Source organism: Paenibacillus sp. fava2, from assembly GCF_058313675.1.
In genome coordinates this window covers 2,010,395-2,026,825 of sequence record NZ_CM177755.1, presented here as the reverse complement: position 1 = coordinate 2,026,825, position 16,431 = coordinate 2,010,395, and the positions used below count along the sequence as shown (strand labels likewise).

The following is a 16,431-nucleotide window of genomic DNA, read 5'->3' as shown; positions in this document are numbered from 1 at the left end:
CGCCGGCCTTTTTTATGAACAAACGGCACGGTTACTCCACTCCTTCCGGAATTTCTCCCTTACCACAGGCTGATATCCGATGATTTGCGGGCGATCATATTCATCGCATACAGGAAAATAAAATTGATCACCGTGTTAAACAGGCCGATGGCTGCAGAATAGCTGAACTGGTTGCTGATAATCCCGATTTTGTACACGTAGGTGGCAATGACCTCCGAGACCGGCAGGTTGAGGGCATTCTGCATCAGGAATACTTTCTCAAAGCCCGTACTGAGCACACTGCCCATACTGAGCACGAACAGGATGATGATCGTCGGGATCAGCGCCGGAATATCAACATGCTTGATCGTCTGCCAGCGGCTGGCCCCGTCAATTTTGGCGGAATCATAGAGCTGCGGGTCCACCGTAGACAGCGCTGCCAGATAAATGATGCTGTTCCAGCCGCAATGCTGCCAGATTTCAGACAATACATAGACCGGCACAAAGGTCCGGGTCGAACCCAGCAGGTTAACATCCCCGAGACCGAGCGACGTCAGCAGATGCCCGATAACACCGGAATTTGGGGACAGCAGCACATTCAGCAAGCCCACCATTACTACAATGGAGATGAAATGCGGCAGATAAACGGTTGTCTGCAGCGTCTTTTTCGCCCGCTTCCAGCGGACCTGGTTGATCAGAAGCGCCAGGATGATCGGGGCCGGAAAGCTCAGGATCACCGTGGCCAGACTGATCGTGACTGTATTCTTCATCAAATCCATAAACTGATAGCTCTCAAAAAACTGCCGGAAATAAAACAGTCCCCGCCACGCACCGCCGGTCAGCCCTTTGCTGAAATCATAATCGCGGAAAGCCAGCTGAATCCCGTACATCGGAATATAGTTAAAAATAAATATGACGACGATGGCCGGAAAAATCATTATCCACAGCTGGTAATCCCGCCGGAAGGTGTTGATGACCGTCGGCTTTTTATGGGCTCTGAGCTGAACCGGGCGTTCATGCAGATTTTTGGAAATCACGGAAACCACCCCTTACTGCTTGCTTTTATAGTCGTCGTAGTATTTTTGGATGATCTCAATGTTTTTGGATACGCCGGTTTTTTCAATGTTTTTCACATAGTCATCCCACTCGGAATCAATACCGCCCTTGGTAATCCACTGCGACCATTTGGAGAGCGCCAGCGACATCATGCTTGTATTGTTAAGGCTCATGGTGTTGTTATCCTGGGAGCTGTATTTGATGAACATGCTCGGCAGCACGTCTTTATCCTTGTCAATCGAATCCAGTGCGGCTTTCAGCGGTTCGGTCTGTTTGCCTACCGACTGCATATCCGTGCCCAGTGTCAGCTTGAGCGAATCAGCAATGTACATTGCACCGTTATCCGCCCAGGAGGAGGTCCACTTCCATGTACCAGGGTCCATCGCCGGATCTTCAGGAGCCAGAATACTGAATGTACCGTCGCCGTTGTCGCCGATATTAGTACCCAGGGAGCCGAACAGCACCTGCATGCTCACTTCCGGATCATACAGCTCATTGATAAACTTCATCGCGGCTTCTTTATGCTTGGAGGCAGCAGACATCTGGACTGTATTCACACCATAGTTCAGAGAGTTATAGTCATAGCTCCAGGAATTCTGCACAGTGGAATCCGCACTAACTTTTAACGGAGACATCGATGTGTACTGTGGAGCCAGCGTGTTGCCTACGCGGTCCGTTACTTCCCAGCCCCAGGTGAAGCCGACTGCTGCCGTTTCCCCGTTGCCGCGGGCCACTGCCTGGTATTTGGTATAATCCTGAGTGAATACTTCGGGGTTAATCAGACCCGCGCTGAAGCATTTGTTCAGGAACTCGACCAGCTTCTTGTAGCGCTCATCCGTGAAGAAGTTTTTCACCTGTCCGTCCTCGACAAAATATCCAAGACCGCTGTTATCCGTAAGTGTAATCCCTTCACTGCCCAGCAGCACAGTCGGCATAAACGCTCCGAACGCAACCGTTCCGGTCGGGGCAAAATCCATCGGGATCTCATCATTCGGATCACCGTTGCCGTTGGCATCCTGATCTTTAAACGCTTTCAGCACATCATACAGCTCATCCCAGGTGGTCGGCATCTGCAGTCCGAGCTTGTCGAGCCACTGCTGGTTAATGTATTGTCTGGTGGTCGTTTCCGGCCAGTAGCGCTGGTATTTCGGCAGGCCGTAGATTTTACCGTCAAGCTGGGTGGCAATCACCTTTGTCTCCGGCTTGGCATCGAACATTGCCTGCACATTCGGTCCGTATTCCTTGATCAGCTCGGTCATATCCTGGAACAGCCCCGGGAACTGCGAAAAGTCCGCATCTGTGATCGAGTTCACGCCGACAATCAGGTCCGGGATATCACCGCTGGCCAGCAGCGTTCCTTTTTTCTGATCCCAGTCCGCAGTAACCTCCTGCCATTCAATCTCAACGCCGGCGCGTTCCTCCGCTTCCTGCAGCCACTTCATTTTGGCGAACTCCTGGGTTAACGGATGTTTGGTCATAATCGCGGTAAGCTTAACCTTCTTGCCTGTGTTTCCGCCGTCAGCAGCCCCGTTATCTGTGCCTGTATTGTTGCCTCCGCCGGAGCAGCCCGAGAGCAGCGCCGTGCCTAATATAGCTGCCGATAATCCCGCCAGAAATCTCTTCATTGTTCTTCCTCCCTTTAGATAACCCTCATGATTTTCTAAAACAAATAAATGAACATGAAAATCCCTGAATACTTTCAGACTTCTTTCACTAATAGAAAGCTCGAATAACGCCAGACCCCGCAATGAATCCGCTTACATTTTATACTTTAAAAAGAAGCTGCCGCCCGCACCTCAGCATATCAAGCATAAGCATGCTGTCTTTTTCCATTGTTCCCTCCCTTTTCAGGACTGTGCGGCGATAACTTGTATATGTACAGCTTAACCCTTTAGGAAATCGGTGCAAATAGCCTAATGTTCGAATATGTGTAAAAAGGTTAGCGGGGAGCTAAACTTTTTTTCTGCAGAAAGCGCTTTACTGGGGGTGCTTTTTCCCCAATAATGGAGTAGCAAGTGTAATAAAGTAAGAAAAAAAGGGGGACATGTGTATGGTTGCTTTTGAGCTGATCGTGGATGAGCCGGTTGATTTGGAGATCACAGGCAAATTTTCCGCTCCCTCTCCGGACTGGATTCATCTCAGCCGCATTCTGCTCGACTACGAGCTGATCGTAATGACCGAAGGCGTGCTTTATCTGGCAGGTGACACCACCTATTTTACCGTCTCCAAAGGCGAGTACCTGCTGCTGCCTCCCTACACCAAGCAATTCGGTTACAAATCTTCTAATTGCAGCTTCTACTGGCTTCACTTCAAGGCGCAGGAAGGGCTCACCGTTACGGACATCACCAGCACCGGGCATGCACCTGAACAGGCAGATAACCGGCTGCTGCTTCCACAATACGGCACTGTAAAAAGCCTGGAGAAAATCATCGTCATGATGAAGCAGCTCCAGGATTCCGTCAGGGCGTACAACCAGAAAACGCTCAACAACTATATGACCACGGTCATTTTGTGCGAGCTGTACAATCAGGTATTCCAGAGTGAGCATAGCCCGGCCAGAAAAACCAAGCAGGAGCAGCTCTACAACGATATTGTGGACTATATCAAATGGAGCCGCAGCGAGCATATCAAGGTGTCGCAAATCGCTGAGTATTTTGGCTATAACGAAAAATACCTGTCCCATCTCTTTACCAAAATCTCGGGCATCCCGCTCAAGCAGTACATCCTGCAGCAAAAGATGGAGCTGGCCAAGTTCCTCCTGTCTGACACCAACCAGAATATCAGCGAGGTCTCGCTCCAGCTCGGCTACAAGGACTGCCACAATTTCATGAAATCGTTCAAAAAAATCGTCGGACTGACGCCAACGGACTTCCGCAATGCGTACGCCAAGCGGCTGTTGTTCTATGAGTAGTCGCTTTGGATATACAAAACAGAGCCACCCCCAATAAACAGGCTGGCTCTCATGTCGGAAACTATGAATACAATCAGGTCAGTCTGGCAAACGCAACAAGCGTCCCTTTATCACAGGAGACAAACCCGTTCTTCTCGTACAAACCTCTGACATCCGCTGCATCATCGGTTAAAAGCACTTTTTGACGGACAGCTGCGTACTGCTCCAAAATACGCTGCATGAGCTGAGTGGCAATTCCCCGGTTCCGGTAAGCCTTCAGAACAAGAATATCTTGTATATAAATGATCGTTAGCCCATCCCCCACTACCCGGATTAAACCCACTAATTCAGCTTCATCCCACGCGGAGATAACTGTCAAGGATTGTAAGAGTGCCTGCTGCAACAGGGACGGATCATTTGTATATGCGGACCACTCTGCGTCATTGTACAAATTAATAATTTTCTCGGTTTCTATTGCTTTGCTTGTTATGTAGGTTAACTCCACGTTTACACCCCTCCCACCCGTAAAATCAGGTTCTCTAAAGTTCATTTCCGCCGGCAAGAAAAAACCTCCTCTTCCCAGAATAATTCTAGTAGATACTACACATCATTTACCAGGAAAAACAGCACGGCAACGTTATCTTTTTATATTTAGTTAAAATTGTTTGCATTACCGTTAGTTATATGCTTAAATAGACTGACGAACGTTCGTAAGGGAGGATTGAGCGGATGACATCTAATAGAATCAGGGAAATTGCGCTGGCCCATTTTGCCAAAAACGGGTATGAAGGAGCTTCGCTGGCCGATATATCTGCCGAGGTGGGGATCAAGAAGCAGTCGATTTACAACCACTTTAAAGGCAAGGATGAGTTGTTCCTGACGGTTTTCCGTGATGCAGCAGAGCGGGAAATGCAGTTTACCAAAAGCTATTTGCAAAGAAGCAGCACAGCTCCGCTAAAGGATATGCTGTACGGCTTTTTGCACAGCTACAGTAAACGTTACGAGCAGGAGGATGACACTCGCTTCTTTCTGCGCATGGCTTTCTTTCCGCCCGGCCATCTGCGCGGGGAGGTCGTGGAATATAGCAACAAGCATCTCGACACGATAGGCAAGCTGCTCGAACAGCATTTTACATCCGCTGAACCTGCCGGTACTATCCATCCGGAAGTCACTGCGGTAACAGCTTCAGCCGCTTTTATTGCGGTGCTGGACGGAATGTTCGTTGAGCTGCTGTACGGCAATATGGAAAGTGCTGCCCTGAGACTTGATGCCTCATGGCTCGTCTATTGGCGCGGAATCAGGAACAACTAGAGGAGGATTACAGATGAACCGCAGTTGGATTTACATTTTTATCGGAGCATTATTTGAAGTCGTGTGGGTGATCGGATTTAAGCATGCCGACGACATCGTTACATGGGGAGCAACCATTATTGCGCTTGTTGTATCGTTCTATCTGATTATTACGGCCTCCATCAAATTACCGGTCGGGACGGTATATGCCGTATTCACCGGACTCGGGACCGCCGGCACTGTGCTGGCTGAAATGATTCTATTCGATGAGCCGGTTAAACCGGTCAAGCTTCTGCTGATCGCCCTGCTGCTGGCGGGTGTGCTCGGCCTTAAGCTGTACAGCGGCTCAGCCAAAACAAAGGAGGCGGCATAACGATGGCGTGGTTAACATTAATGTTCGCCGGTATGTTTGAGGTTGTCGGTGTGCTCGGCATGAACCGGATTAAGCGGGACCGCAACAAAAAGGCTTACCTCATCTTTATCACCGGTATTGTGCTGAGCTTCGTCTGTCTGAGCCTTGCTATGAGAGACCTGCCTATGGGCACGGCCTATGCGATCTGGACCGGAATCGGTACGGTCGGCGGTGCGCTGGTCGGCATGTTTTTCTTCGGGGAATCCAAGGAATGGCGCCGCGTTCTGTTCATCGGGATGGTGCTGGCGGCCGCGGTGGGGCTGAAGCTGATTTCTTAAGGCGGACGGGCTGGAGACGGATAAATAAAAACAGCGGCAGTTTATGGACCAAAACCAATGTCCATGACTGCCGCTGTTGTGATTTAAGGGCATTTATGCCTTTCATTCCGCCAATTCGGCCGCGTCGGCCGGATTCAAGGGCACTTTTACCTTTCATTCCGCCAATTTGGCCGCGCCAGCCGAATTCAAAGGCATTTTTGCCTTTCATTCCGCCAATCTGGCCGCGCCAGCCGAATTCAAAGACATTTTTGCCCTTCATTTCGCCGATTTGGCCGCGTCAGCCGGATTCAAGGGCATTTCTGCCCTTCATTTCGCCAATTTAGCCGCATCGGCTGAAATCAAGGGCATTTTTGCCCTTCATTTCGCCGATTTAGCCGCGTCGGGCGGATTCAAAGGCATTTTTGCCTTTCATTCCGCCAATATAGCCGCGTCGGCCGAATTCAAAGGCATTTATGCCCTTCATTCCGCCAAATTTGCCGCGCCAGCCGAATTCAAAGGCATTTTTGCCTTTCATTCCGCCAATCTGGCCGCGCCAGCCGAATTCAAAGGCATTTCTGCCTTTCATTTCGCCGATTTAGCCGCGCCAGCCGAATTCAAAGGCATTTATGCCCTTCATTTCGCCGATTTAGCCGCGTCGGGCGGATTCAAAGGCATTTATGCCCTTCATTTCGCCAATATAGCCGCGTCGGGCGAATTCAAGGGCATTTTTGCCCTTCATTTCGCCAATATAGCCGCGCCAGCCGGATTCAAAAGCATTTATGCCTTTCATTTCGCCGATTTAGCCGCGTCGGGCGGAATGAAAGGCATTTATGCCTTTCATTCCGCCAAATTTCCCGCGCCAGCCGAATTCAAAGGCACTTGTGCCCTTCACCACATCCGGCTAAGCCCTGCTACTTATTATCCGGCAGCGGCACGCCGAAGTCCGGTGTGCCGTCTTCCTTCCAGCCGATCACCTTGGCGCGGGTGTGGCGGTTAGGATCGTACAGCGGATCGCCTGTAATCTCCTTGTAGCTGCGGGCATGGTAGATCAGCACATCCTCCCCGTTCTCGCCCACGGTAAAGCTGTTATGGCCCGGACCAAACTGGCCGTTCTCTTCGCTGGTCTTGAACACCGGCTCCGGATGCTTGCTCCACGAGGCTGCGTCCAGCAGATCGCTGTCCTCATCTGCAGTAAGCAGTCCCATGCAGTAGTTAAAGTCGGTGGCGCTGGCCGAGAAGCTCATAAAGATCTTGCCGCCGCGTTTCAGCACGGCCGCACCTTCATTCACGCTGAAGCCGATTTTTTCCCAATCGTATTCCGGCTGGGCAATCATGGTCTGCTTCCCGGTCAGGGTCCACGGATTGCTCATCTCCGAGATGTACAGATTGGAGTTCCCCGGAATGTCCGGATCCTTCTGGGCCCATACATAATAGAGAATCCCTTTATGCTGAAAGGTCGTTGCATCCAGGGCAAAGGATTCCCACGCCGTCTTGATCTGGCCCTTCTCCACCCAGCTGCCTTCCAGCGGATTGGCTGATTCATTCTCAAGCACAAACATGCGGTGGTCAAACAGTCCGTCCTGTGTTTCTGTGGTACGTGCCGCAGCAAAATAGATGTACCATTTACCCTGCAGGTAATGGATTTCCGGTGCCCAGATGTTAGCGCTGAGCGGTCCGGTGTCATACTTGCGCCAGGCTACAACAGGTACGGCTTCTGCAAGGTCTTCAATTGCTGCGGCTCTGCGCACTTCGATCCGGTCATATTCCGGTACGGAAGCGGTAAAGTAATAATATCCGTCTGTATGCTTGTACACCCAGGGATCAGCGCGCTGCTCCACAAGCGGGTTGCTATACTCTTTGCGAGTGCTCATATCCGTTTCTCCTTTGGTCCATTTAAGCTGGATCTATTTAAGTGTAAGTACAGTGACCGATGCCGGCGGGAGCGTGCAGCTCAGGATGCCGTCAGCGAGCAGAGCGCCTTCATAGACTGAAGGTGCCACCGTTTCCGGAGCTTCAAACGTGTTATGCGCACCAAGCTCGGCATGAGTCAGTATCTCCCCTGATACTGTCTGAACCTGTTCACCTCTGATGTCCAGGCTCAGACTGGCGTCTGCTTCATGACTGAGATTGCAGATGGACACATAGATACGGCCTTCCCCGTCACGGGATGCAGAGATGCTGAGCTGCGGAACGGTTACACCGCCAAAGGTATAGAGCGGACTCTCAAAAGCAACCTCCAGCAGCTCGTTATCCTGATGCACCTTATACATCCGGAATACGTGGTAAGTAGGGGTAAGCAGCAGCTTGTCGCCTTCCGTCAGAATCAGTGCCTGCAGCACATTGACCATTTGGGCAATATTCGCCATATGCACCCGGTCGCTGTGATGATGAAAAATATTCAGATGGATGCCGGCAACCAGCGCATCTCTGAGGGTATTCTGCTGGTAGAGGAACCCGGGATTCGTTCCCGGCTCGTTCAGGAACCAGGTGCCCCATTCATCTATGATTAATCCTACCCGCTTCTGCGGATCATATTTGTCCATGATCGCCGTGTGCCGGGTAATGAGCTCGTCCATACGAAGGGATTTCTGCATCGTCTCAATCCACTGCGCTTCATCAAAGCCAAGCGCCGGACGCTTCTCTTCCCAGCTGCCGGGGATCGTATAGGAATGCAGGCTGAGGCCGTCCATCATGCCGCCCGCTTCCCGCATCACAACCTCCGTCCAGTTGTAGTCATCCACATTGGCTCCTCCGGCAATCTTGTACAGCCGGTTATCACCGTAATTCCGGACATAGGTCTGATAACGCCGGTAGAGATCCGCATAATATTCAGGGCGCATGTTGCCTCCGCAGCCCCAGTTCTCATTGCCGACGCCAAAATATTTCAGCGCCCACGGCTTCTCCTGCCCGTTCTCCTGCCGCCAGGCAGCCATCGGGGATTCACCGTCAAAGGTCATATACTCGACCCACTCTGACATCTCCTGAACTGTACCGCTGCCGACATTGCCGCAAATATAAGGCTCACATTCCAGCAGCTCGCACAGGCGGAAAAACTCATGCGTGCCAAAGTGGTTATTCTCCACGACACCGCCCCAGTGGGTGTTAACCATCCGTTTGCGGCCTTCCTTCGGGCCAATCCCGTCTTTCCAGTGATATTCATCGGCGAAGCAGCCTCCCGGCCAGCGCAGCACCGGAATGTCCAGCTGCTTCAGTGCAGCCACAACATCATTACGGATGCCATCCGTGTTCGGAACCGGCGAATCTTCGCCGACCCACAAGCCTTCATAGATACATCTGCCGAGATGCTCGGCGAAATGCCCGTAGATATGACGGCTGATTTTGCTTTTTGCGAGATCCGCATTAAGTACAGCTTTGGTCATCGTTCTCTCCTCCATCCTTCTGCTCTCCTGTCTGTTTAGGCTCCAGAAGTTTTTTTGCCCCATACAGCAAGGCCGTTGTCATCCAGTCCTGTGAAGACCAGCACTTGCCCGTCTTTCTCCCAGTCCCAGGCCGGCAGCATCTGCACCTTCTCTTCCCGTCCTTTGCCCTCTGAAGGATTGTTCCAGTTCAGCGTCAATGTCCGCTGTCCGTCAAAGGACCATACACCTATGCCGTGCTCGCCCATCATTTCCCCGCTTTCCTGCAGCGTAAGCAGCTGCGGACTAACCTGGCCGTCAATAGACGGATCATGCACCAGCCGTTCCCATCGGCCCGGGATAAGTCCTGCAGGAATATCCTGCTCCACTTCTCCTGCGTAACGCTCCGGTGAAACAACCGGCCAGCCGTCCTCCGTCCAGAGGATTTTGCGGATATGCAGATAAGGCCAATGCTTGTTCTCTCCGCCGCGCGCATGGTGCACCATATAATAGGTTCCGTTGTCGTTTATCACCGAGTTATGCCCTGGAGCAATCCAGCCGGCATCGTCACCGAACCGGTATCCGCCGAGGATTTTGACGCCTACCTCATGCTGCGGCATATACGTGCTATCCTTCATATCCCGGCCGTGCACATCCGTATACGGTCCGGTTATGGAATCTGCACGCGCCACCCGCACGTTGTAATCCTCAAAAAGCGAATCATACGAGACGAACAGGTAGTACTTTTTGAACTGTTCATTATAAACAATGTAAGGACCTTCCACCGCACCGTCCTCTGTAGCTTTGTCGCGGACAGCCAGCAGCCGGCCGAAGCCTTCCTCAAGCGGTTTGCCAGACTCCTTATCCAGCTCGATAATATGGATCCCGCCGAAAAACGAGCCATACACCATCCACATCCGGCCTTCCGCATCACACACTACATTGGCATCAATGGCATTCAGATGATCCTCTTCACGCGTCTTGATTACTGCACCCTCATCCGTCCACGGACCCTCTATGGAATCCGCCGTCTGCAGCCCGATCAGCGACTGCCTGCTGCCAAAGGAGGAGGCCGAATAATACATCCGGTATTTCCCGTTATACAGGACAACGTCTGGCGCCCACAGATTCGTCGCGCGGGCCCACTCTGCTGCAATCTCCGGAATACCGGGCAGCGCATAGTGCACCCATTCCCAATTAATCAGATCTGCCGATTTGCGCACCATCACACCGGGTACCGGCTCTCCCCCTACTCTTACATCTGTAGAAAAGATATAGTAGCCCTCAGGCGTTTTGATGATACCGGGATCATGGGCATTATGTGTCCCCCACGCGGACTCCGTGTCCAGAATGGAAGTATCATAGAGCTTCTGTTCACCCGGAGAATCCGGAAAAAGACTGCCGACGTCCGCACCGTTGCGATGAACCGGCGTACTCATCAGCCTTTAACCCCTGAGATGGCTACAGATTCGATAATCTGCTTCTGGAACACCAGGAAGATAATCAGCATCGGCAGCAGCGCGATAATGGAAGCAGCCATAATCAGCGGATAATCCGTCTGAATGGCATAGGTCGCATTAAAGTTGGCAATGACCAGCTGCAGCGTCTGCTTCTCCGGTGAATTCAGGTAAATGATCGGCGACAGATAATCATTCCAGATCCCCATGAACCACAGGATCAGCTGAGCGGCCACCGCAGGCTTGATCAGCGGGAAGGTGATGGAGCTGTACAGCCGGAAATAGGAGCTGCCGTCGATTTTGGCGGCTTCAATAATGGCGTTAGGCACACTGCTGAGATACTGCCGCAGGAAGAAAATCATGACGATGTTGCCGAACAGGCCGGGAACAATCAGCGGAAGCAGGCTATCCACCCAGCCCAGCTTGGAGAACATGAAGAACTGCGGGATCATAACGGCCGGATACGGAATCATCAGCGATGAGAGCATCAGCAGGAAGATTTTATTTTTGGCCGGGAATTTAAGCTTCGCAAAAGAAAAGGCTGCCAGCGACGAGGTAAACGTCCCTATCACGGTTACTGAAACAGCGATAATGACGCTGTTCTTGATCCCGCTCAGCAGCGGGCCGGCTTCCCAAATCTCTTTATATTTCCCGAAATGAACCGGGTTTGGAATCCAGACCGGCGGCAGGGCAAAGACATCCTGCTTGTCCTTCAGTGAGGTGGACAGCATCCAGAGCAGCGGGCCGATCATGAAAACTGCACCGATTAACAGCAAAATGAAAATAATGGTATTGGTAATTCTTCTTCTGCTCTTCATATTTATTCGCTCCTCCCTCTCATATCAATCAACATCGAACGACTGCTTCTCGTTCATTCTGAATTGGATAAGAGTCACGACAAATATAAACGCGCCCAGAACAACCGCCATGGCGGAAGCATAACCCATCTGGAAGTTGCCGAAGGCTTTTTGCCAGATATAGAACACGACTGAAGCCGAAGCATATTCCGGTCCGCCTGTAGGGGTCATAATGTTCATCTCGGTAAAGATTTGCGATCCTCCGATAATATTGGTAACGATGATAAAGAAGGTAACCGGGCGCACCATCGGCCAGGTAATATGCCAGAAGGCCTTGAAGCTGTTCGCTCCGTCAAGCTCAGCGGCTTCATAGTAGGATCTCGATACACTTTGCAGAGCCGCCAAATACAGCAGCATCGTATAGCCGACACCTTTCCAGACCGCCATAATGATCAGTGCGGGTTTGACCGTATACTTGTTGGCCATCCAGTTGGGTCCCGTTATGCCGAACAGGTCAAGGAACTGGTTAACCAGTCCATAATCCCCGTTGTAAGCCCAGTTCCACATAATGGATACCGCAGCCAGCGATGAGATTACCGGAACATAATAGATGACGCGGAAAGCTGTTGTACCGGGTACACCGCGGTTAAGTCCCAGCGCCAGCAGCAGGGCCAGCACAATCCCGATTGGAATGCCGAGCATCATAAAGAGGGTGTTGAACAGTGCTTTATGGAACAGCTCATCCGTCCACAAATCCTTGAAATTGCTTAAACCGATCAGGTTCATCTGGCCGAGGCCGTCCCAATCCGTAAACGAGCCGTAGATGGAATAAATCATCGGATACAGGGTAAAGATCAGCAGCCCCAGCAGCGGAGGAAGAATGAACAGAAATCCGTAGATTTTCTCCTTCCGGTAGAGGTTAGACTTTTGATTCATGGCAATCACCTCAAATTCGGATATCAGATAAAAGTGATGCCGGCCGGTGCTACTTTAAGGGCCGACATCACTTTTTTTCTGGGGTAAAGAAGGTTTACCGGGAATTATTTCTTGGATTTCGCTTCCTGCTCAATCGCTTTATCAAGCAGCTTCTGCATCTTAGGCTGTTCCTCTTTCACATATTCTGCAGCCGTAATCTTTCCGTCTATCACAGGCTGGATATCAGTGAAGAACAGATTGTACCACTCAGCATTGTAAGTATAGTGGCCTGGCAGTACTCTTCCGTACTCTTCAACAACCTGCAGGAACTCTTCTTTGTTCGCTGGTTTGGTTGTAGTGTCCGCTGCCCATTCTTTAGCCATGTCGATCAGGTTAGGAATCTGTACTTTGGCCTTAACCAGTGCGTCCATGCCTTCCTTCGAGGCTGTCAGATAGTTAATCAGCTCAACCGCTTCTTCCGGATGCTTGGTTTTGGCGGATGCGCCGATACCAAGGGAGCCTGTCCATGTAGCGGATTTGCCAGTGGAACCGGCAGGGTAAGGAATCAGATCATAGTCGAAAGGCAGTGTTTCGTAAGTGCTCATATCCCATGGACCTACAGGGAAGAAGGCCATTTCGCCTTTCATCCAGCGCTGATAGGTATCCAGTGTCTGCGCCTGCTCGGTGGATGGTGTAATACCGTATTTGTTCTGCATGTCAGCAAAGAACTGAAGCGCTTCCGCAAATTTCGGATCATCAATGGTAACTTTGGTTTTGGTTGCATCAATCCAGTCTGCACCATTACTCCATACAAACGCTTGCAAAGCCCAGTTCACATTAAAGCCTGCGCCGAACTGATCAAGCTTGCCGTCCCCGTCCTTGTCGATGGTCAGCTGCTGGGCAACCTTGATGAACTCATCCCAGGTGTAAGGCTTGTCCTTGTCAGGCAGCGGAATGCCGGCTGCTTCGAACATCGTTTTGTTGTAGCCGAGTGCAAAAGGACCAACGTCTTTAGGCATACCGTAAATGTTGCCCTGACCGGCCATTGTGCCGTCATAACGGTACAGATCCACGCCATATTTCCAGATATTCTCGAGATTAATGTTAGAATTGCCTTCAATGTAGCTGGTCAGATCCAGCAGAACGCCGCTGTTAACATAAGCCTTGAGGTCACCGGATTCAAAATAGAATACATCCGGTACGCTGTTGCCCGTGATGGAGGCTTTCAGTTTGGTTGCATATTGGTCGGCTGCAGTAACTATCATCTTTACTTTCACGTTCGGGTGATCGGCTTCGAATTGCTTGACAACGCCTTCATAAGCCTTCTGCTCATCTGTGCCGCCTCTGAACATAAACGTAAGATTCTTGGTCTCCTGCGAATTGCTGCTTCCCCCGCTATTTCCTGTGTTGCTCCCCGCATTATTGCCGGACGATGCATTGTTGTTCCCGCCGCAGCCCGCCAGTACAACCGATACCAGCAAAACTAACGACAGCAGTGTAAACCAGCCCTTTTTCTTTAACACTGAAACCCCTCCTAGAGTGTTGTGAACAATTGCGAAGCTTATATAGAAAGAACTAAAGTAACCGTTTGCGGTTGAACATAGTTCAAGCTACCATTTTGTGACGAAGCATTTTATATTTCTCTTAATCAGTTAAAAAACATTTGAATGTATTCGCTTACAGATATAAAATAACATATATAAGGTTTGTTGTAAACATAAAAGTATAAAACTTTTTAAACTTATTCAAAGTAAAGACATTTTTCGGGCTTACTCTGAAAAAAAATGTGTATTTTCAGCATAAACCGCCTTTCTTTTTTCGAATAAATCTAAAACAAAAGGCTTATTTATACAGAATTTAGCTTAAATTTAATTATAATGCACAAATAAAGGAAGAAAGCTTTCCTTTTTACCTCAATTAGTTTATAATTTTATAAAATAGTCATTAATGACGTCTGCGGAAGAAGGTTTGAGATGATATATATCAAAGATCTAATGAGTGGAATCGAAATTTTCAAAGCGCTGAGCTCTGAAATCCGGATTCAGATTCTGGAGCTGCTCGCCGGCAATCAGGCCCTTAACCTGAATGAAATTGCCAAGAAGCTGAACCTCAGCAACGGCGCCATCACAATGCACATCAAGAAGCTTGAGGAAAGCGGCCTTATTGAAATTAATACCTCTGTCGGCAAGCACGGTATCCAGAAGGTCTGCTATCTGAATAAGGATAAGCTGATGGTCGATCTGCGCAGCAAGGATGTAGACAATCTGTATGAGGTGGAGATCCAGGTCGGCCACTACAGTAACTATCAGGCGGTTCCAACCTGCGGTCTTGCCACTAAAGACAGTATTATCGGCGACTTCGACGAGCCGCGTTATTTCGCTGATCCCCAGCGGATCGATTCCGAGATCATCTGGATGGCGGAAGGCTTCCTGGAATACCGTATTCCGAATTATCTGAAGGCTAACCAGACCTTCCGTGAGATTCAGTTCTCAATGGAGATCGGCTCGGAGGCTCCGGGCTTCAGCGACAACTACCCTTCTGATCTGTATTTTTACCTTAATGGCATCGAGATCGGCTACTGGACCAGTCCCGGCGACTTCGGCGACCAGCGCGGAACATTCAACCCGGACTGGTGGCCACCGCACCTGAATCAATACGGAATGCTGAAGCTGATCCGGATCAATAATGAAGGAAGCTTCATTGACGGCTGCCGCATCTCTGACATTACACTGGACGATATCAAGCTCGATTACAAAAGCGAGCTGACCTTCCGTATCGCCGTTACCGACAAGCCGGTCAACAAACGGGGACTCACCATCTACGGCAAGCATTTCGGCAACTACAGCCAGGATCTGCTGGCCCGCGTGCTCTACAATGTGCATGAGGTGGAGGAAGTGAACCGGCGCGTTCCCGTTTCATCCGCCGACTAGCTTGCTCTGAGCATATCCAGAGCACTCAAGACATATCATACTCTTGCCCTTTCGCTTCCGTTATGGAGGCGGAGGGGCTTTTTACTTTTGCAGTTCCAAAATCCCCCCTTTACACATATTGTTCCGGACTATTATGGATTTAAATGGATAATTGGAACCACTGGGCAGTTGAGTCTTTGTTCACTGGTTATGGAATAATCCATTATTTACAATATAAATAATAATGTTCCAACCAATAAGAAAGAAGGATGACTTATGCAAATCAACAAATGGGGATTACGCCTGCTATTCCCCGCCGCAGTCCTGACTGTGATGGCCGGCTGCGGAAACAACAGCAATCTTAATCCTGCCGCAGAAGCCACACAAGAAGCCTCCGTCCCGGCCGCCGCGCACCATACACACTGGTCTTATGAAGGAGATACATCCCCTGAGCACTGGGCGGAGCTGGATCAGCTGTTCACAACCTGCAGTACCGGTAAGGCCCAGTCACCGGTTAATATTCTTCACGATAAAGTGATGGCAGATGATAGTCTCTCCCCTCAAGAAGTAGAGTATTCCCCTTCACCGGTGTCCATCATCAACAACGGTCATACCATCCAGGTGAACCTTAGCAATCAGAACAACAAGCTTACTATCGAGGGCAAGATTTACATATTGCAGCAATTCCACTTTCATCTGCCCAGCGAACATGAGGTTGACGGCAAACACGCGGAGATGGAGCTCCATCTGGTACATAAAAGTGATGACGGCTCACTCGCTGCACTGGGAGTAATGATTCAATCCGGCAGCGAAAATACCGTACTGAACAAGCTTTGGTCCGTGCTTCCGGCCGAAGAAAGTGAACAGGAAACTGTCGTTGAAGGGCCTTTCGATCCGGCCGGGCTGCTGCCCGCAGATCTTCACTCCTTCCGCTACCAGGGCTCGCTCACTACACCGCCATGTACCGAAGGCGTCCAGTGGATCGTCCTGGAGAATCAGGTCACCTGGTCCGGGGAACAGATCGGCAAATTCGCCGCGATTTTCCCGCATGATAACCGGCCCGTTCAACCGCTGGGCAGCCGGGAGATCGGCAGCGATGAATAAGGATTGATG

Annotated in this window: 16 protein-coding genes; 7 read left to right on the top strand and 9 right to left on the bottom strand. The window is 50.5% G+C overall.

Features of this window, described 5'->3' with window-relative positions; translation table 11 throughout:
• Positions 1–59: 59 nt before the first annotated feature.
• Positions 60–917: an ABC transporter permease gene (locus AC4G46_RS08505; RefSeq protein WP_491128824.1), complete on the bottom strand. Its 858-nt coding sequence runs from the start codon at positions 915–917 to the stop codon at positions 60–62.
• Positions 918–1,028: 111 nt separating this feature from the next.
• A complete protein-coding gene (locus tag AC4G46_RS08500; protein WP_491127546.1) occupies positions 1,029–2,660 on the bottom strand; it encodes an extracellular solute-binding protein in 1,632 nt (543 codons plus the stop codon).
• 425 nt (positions 2,661–3,085) lie between these two features.
• Between AC4G46_RS08500 and AC4G46_RS08495 the strand changes: the two genes are divergently transcribed.
• Complete coding sequence (locus AC4G46_RS08495) at positions 3,086–3,946, top strand: AraC family transcriptional regulator (RefSeq protein ID WP_491127545.1); 861 nt, start codon at positions 3,086–3,088, stop codon at positions 3,944–3,946.
• A 73-nt stretch (positions 3,947–4,019) separates the two neighbouring features.
• Here the strand turns inward: AC4G46_RS08495 and AC4G46_RS08490 are convergent, their stop codons facing one another.
• The gene (locus AC4G46_RS08490; RefSeq protein WP_491127544.1) at positions 4,020–4,487 is read right to left on the bottom strand and encodes a GNAT family N-acetyltransferase; all 468 of its coding nucleotides are present in this window, start codon (positions 4,485–4,487) and stop codon (positions 4,020–4,022) included.
• Between the two features lie 167 nt (positions 4,488–4,654).
• Here AC4G46_RS08490 and AC4G46_RS08485 point away from each other — a divergent pair, with 167 nt between their 5' ends.
• The 4 genes from AC4G46_RS08485 (at position 4,655) to AC4G46_RS08470 (ending at position 6,881) form a co-directional block, all read left to right on the top strand.
• Positions 4,655–5,236 (top strand): TetR/AcrR family transcriptional regulator, encoded by a 582-nt coding sequence (locus AC4G46_RS08485; protein WP_491127543.1) that lies wholly within the window; start codon positions 4,655–4,657, stop codon positions 5,234–5,236.
• Between the two features lie 13 nt (positions 5,237–5,249).
• Positions 5,250–5,588, top strand: coding sequence for a DMT family transporter (locus tag AC4G46_RS08480; RefSeq protein ID WP_491127542.1), 339 nt, complete (start codon positions 5,250–5,252; stop codon positions 5,586–5,588).
• 2 nt (positions 5,589–5,590) lie between these two features.
• Positions 5,591–5,905, top strand: a complete 315-nt coding sequence (locus AC4G46_RS08475) for a DMT family transporter (protein WP_491127541.1) — start codon at positions 5,591–5,593, stop codon at positions 5,903–5,905.
• A 166-nt stretch (positions 5,906–6,071) separates the two neighbouring features.
• A complete protein-coding gene (locus AC4G46_RS08470; protein WP_491127540.1) occupies positions 6,072–6,881 on the top strand; it encodes a hypothetical protein in 810 nt (269 codons plus the stop codon).
• Here AC4G46_RS08470 and AC4G46_RS08465 read toward each other — a convergent pair.
• The 6 genes from AC4G46_RS08465 to AC4G46_RS08440 form a co-directional block, all read right to left on the bottom strand.
• Positions 6,796–7,755 carry a glycoside hydrolase family 43 protein gene (locus AC4G46_RS08465; protein WP_491127539.1) on the bottom strand — a complete coding sequence of 320 codons (960 nt, stop codon included), beginning with the start codon at positions 7,753–7,755 and terminating at the stop codon, positions 6,796–6,798. The genes AC4G46_RS08470 and AC4G46_RS08465 overlap by 86 nt on opposite strands.
• A gap of 33 nt (positions 7,756–7,788) precedes the next feature.
• Complete coding sequence (locus AC4G46_RS08460; protein ID WP_491128823.1) at positions 7,789–9,264, bottom strand: alpha-N-arabinofuranosidase; 1,476 nt, start codon at positions 9,262–9,264, stop codon at positions 7,789–7,791.
• A gap of 35 nt (positions 9,265–9,299) precedes the next feature.
• The gene (locus AC4G46_RS08455) at positions 9,300–10,679 is read right to left on the bottom strand and encodes an arabinan endo-1,5-alpha-L-arabinosidase (RefSeq protein WP_491127538.1); all 1,380 of its coding nucleotides are present in this window, start codon (positions 10,677–10,679) and stop codon (positions 9,300–9,302) included.
• On the bottom strand, positions 10,679–11,515 hold the full coding sequence (locus AC4G46_RS08450; protein WP_491127537.1) for a carbohydrate ABC transporter permease: 837 nt from the start codon (positions 11,513–11,515) through the stop codon (positions 10,679–10,681). Before AC4G46_RS08450 ends, AC4G46_RS08455 begins: the two co-directional genes overlap by 1 nt.
• Before the next feature lie 24 nt (positions 11,516–11,539).
• Positions 11,540–12,430, bottom strand: coding sequence for a carbohydrate ABC transporter permease (locus AC4G46_RS08445; protein ID WP_068721719.1), 891 nt, complete (start codon positions 12,428–12,430; stop codon positions 11,540–11,542).
• A gap of 104 nt (positions 12,431–12,534) precedes the next feature.
• Positions 12,535–13,932, bottom strand: a complete 1,398-nt coding sequence (locus AC4G46_RS08440; RefSeq protein WP_491127536.1) for an ABC transporter substrate-binding protein — start codon at positions 13,930–13,932, stop codon at positions 12,535–12,537.
• A 450-nt stretch (positions 13,933–14,382) separates the two neighbouring features.
• Between AC4G46_RS08440 and AC4G46_RS08435 the strand changes: the two genes are divergently transcribed.
• Both AC4G46_RS08435 and AC4G46_RS08430 read left to right on the top strand, forming a co-directional pair.
• Positions 14,383–15,339 (top strand): ArsR/SmtB family transcription factor, encoded by a 957-nt coding sequence (locus AC4G46_RS08435; RefSeq protein ID WP_491127535.1) that lies wholly within the window; start codon positions 14,383–14,385, stop codon positions 15,337–15,339.
• Between the two features lie 255 nt (positions 15,340–15,594).
• On the top strand, positions 15,595–16,422 hold the full coding sequence (locus AC4G46_RS08430) for a carbonic anhydrase (RefSeq protein ID WP_491127534.1): 828 nt from the start codon (positions 15,595–15,597) through the stop codon (positions 16,420–16,422).
• Positions 16,423–16,431: the final 9 nt, after the last annotated feature.